This is a genomic window from Chamaesiphon sp. GL140_3_metabinner_50 (genome assembly GCF_025361915.1).
In the GTDB taxonomy this organism is placed as follows: Bacteria; Cyanobacteriota; Cyanobacteriia; order Cyanobacteriales; family Chamaesiphonaceae; genus Chamaesiphon.
Map to the genome: position 1 here is coordinate 1 of NZ_JANYJC010000323.1, position 2,750 is coordinate 2,750.

2 protein-coding genes are annotated in these 2,750 nt (G+C 45.4%); both read left to right on the forward strand.

Translation table 11 applies throughout. The features are described 5' to 3' along the window. Nucleotides 1–390 precede the first annotated feature (390 nt). Complete coding sequence (locus Q0R35_RS15990; protein ID WP_295620558.1) at nucleotides 391–912, forward strand: transposase; 522 nt, start codon at nucleotides 391–393, stop codon at nucleotides 910–912. A 289-nt stretch (nucleotides 913–1,201) separates the two neighbouring features. Continuing rightward, a partial coding sequence (locus Q0R35_RS15995; RefSeq protein ID WP_295620562.1) for an AAA family ATPase occupies nucleotides 1,202–2,750 on the forward strand: 1,549 nt, incomplete at its 3' end.

Below are 2,750 nucleotides of genomic sequence, written 5' to 3' on the forward strand. Positions count from 1 at the left end.
CTGAATTAGCTTCAGCAGAGATATTAGTTGCATATAAGAAGCAACAGTCTTGTGAAAGAGGATTTAGATTTCTCAAGGATCCATTGTTTTTTGCAGATAGCTTATTCGTCAAAAATCCCAAAAGAGTAGAAACAATGGATCCTTGAGAAATCTAAATCCTCTTTCACAAGACTGTTGCTTCTTATATGCAACTAATATCTCTGCTGAAGCTAATTCAGTTTCGCTTAATATATTAGTTGCTAAAATTAATCTGGAAGATTGATTCTTGATTTCATCAACTAGTTCTCTGCCTTCTACCAATTTACAAGCAATCTTATAAATTTCTTGTGCCTTCTTGTTCGTTTGGTTAGAAGTTTCGACTTACTATTAAGTCCAGCACAACAAAAGTGTTTGGCTCATTTGCTGCGACATTTCAAGAAAGTGTTGGGACTCCCTGGTAAAAATAATAATGCCGCTATCGCCACCGTCTTTATTGACTTAATCAATGAAGCTTTTATACAGCATCGACTCTGGCGTGAGGGAAGAGATTTACCAACCTACTACCAGTGGGCGATTGATTTCAAACTCAGACTCAATGGAGCAATTCAAACTTGGTTAAGTCAAGCTGGTTATGCTGCTGGTTTGTTACTCAAATCATTACGTGACAAGGCAGAGCAATGGTGGTACTTTCTAGACGACCCGAACGTTCCACCTGACAATAATTTAGCTGAACGCTCTCTTCGTCTGGCCGTAACCAAACGGAAAGTTTGTGGTGGCTCTCGTTCGATGAAACGATTTGAGCAAACTGCCGATTTGTTGTCTGTAATTCAGACTTGTCGTTTTCAAGTTCGGTCGGCGATGTCATTTTTCCGTGAGGCGATCTCTGCTCATTCTTGTGAATTAGCAATGCCCTCTCTCATTCCTCTTTCCTAGACCTGAATCCTTACCTTACGCTCTTAGCCCCAAATTCATTTGAGGGCTTAGATCTCCGCTAAATTCTAGAGGTTATTGGTGAGATGCGACATCCGCGCTGAAATGGAATTTCGCGCTCATAGCTGAAGTTATCTGAAGATAACGACGGAGAGATCTTAGTTCGTTTCAACGAACTTACGCTCTTAGCCCCAAATTCATTTGAGGGCTTCAACTAAAGACTAAATTCTAGAAGCGATCGATATCGTTTCACCCTCCGATCTAAAATAATAGAAACAACCCAAAATCCATAATGTCCTTACCTCGCAGCCACCAAGAAATCGTCGAACAGTTAGACTTAATGCTGCGGGCGCGGTATCCGCTGATTTATATTGTCGGTGCCGAAGAAGAACCGATCGAAACCGTACTACTACAAGTAGCAGATAAATCTCAACCAGCTAGAGAACTCCGCTTTTGGGATATCGTCAGGGGTTGGAATGATACTGGAGCCGATAAAGGTTCGCCCATTGCCGCATTAGGCAGAATTGCCAAAGCACCTGCGGATAAACCCGCGATCTTTGTCTTGCAAGACATTCACCCGATCTTGAAATCGCCCCTGCAACCGCCAAATGTGCCCATCGTGCGCGAGATCAAAAATCTCACCCGCGAACTCAAACGCAGTCGTAAGACATTAATTATCACCAGTTATTCCCTCGACGTACCGCCAGAATTTATCGAAGAAACAACTACCATCGATTTTCCCCTTCCTGACGCGAATGAAATCGATTATCTGATCTCTCAATTAGTCGTACCCGATAAACTCAAACTCTCCTCCCTCGGTAGAGAGCAACTCGTTAAAGCCTGTCAAGGGTTGAGTCGAGCGCGGATTCAACGCGTACTCGCCATTTCCCTCGCCGCCAACCAACAAGTCAGCGAGCAAGATATCGACAGAGTACTCGCTGCCAAGCAGCAAGCCATCCGTCAGACGGGAATTCTGGAATTCTACACCACCCACGAATCTCTCAAGAGTGTCGGCGGACTAGATAACCTCAAACAGTGGGTGCGGATGCGTCAGGATAGCTTTACCGAAGAGGCTAGGCGTTATGGCATTCCTAATCCTAAAGGGGTGCTACTGGCGGGAATTCAGGGGACTGGTAAATCGCTTTCGGCAAAAACGATCGCGCATGAGTGGCGGTTACCGCTGTTGCGGTTGGATGCGGGGCGGTTATTTGGCGGGTTAGTGGGAGAGAGTGAGAGTAAGGTGCGCCAGATGATAAAGATCGTCGAAGCGGTGGCTCCCTGCGTCTTGTGGATGGATGAAATCGATAAAGCGTTTGGAAATATCAGCAGTGGTTTCGATGGCGATTCGGGGACGAGTCGGCGGGTATTTGGCAGTTTGATTACTTGGATGCAGGAAAAAACTAGTCCGGTATTTGTGGTGGCGACGGCGAATAATATTCAGATTTTGCCTGCGGAATTATTACGTAAAGGGCGATTCGATGAAATCTTTTTCTTGAACCTGCCCAATGAATCTGAACGTCAAGAAATCTTTCGGGTACACTTACAAAAACTCCGACCCAGTCGGTTGCGAGAATTCGATTTAGCATTACTCGCCAGACATTCGCTAGATTATAGCGGTGCCGAAATCGAGCAAGCGATCGTCGAAGGAATGCAACAGGCTTTTAGTAGCGGAACCACGGGCAATCGATCGGACTTTAACACCGAACATATCATCCGTGCCTTAGAAGAAACCGTACCATTAGCCGCGATCGCCAAACCTCAAATTGAAGCCCTCAAACAATGGGCATCTAATGCGGGTGCGCGTCCGGCTTCGATCGATCTACAATTATCAGAAGAGCTAC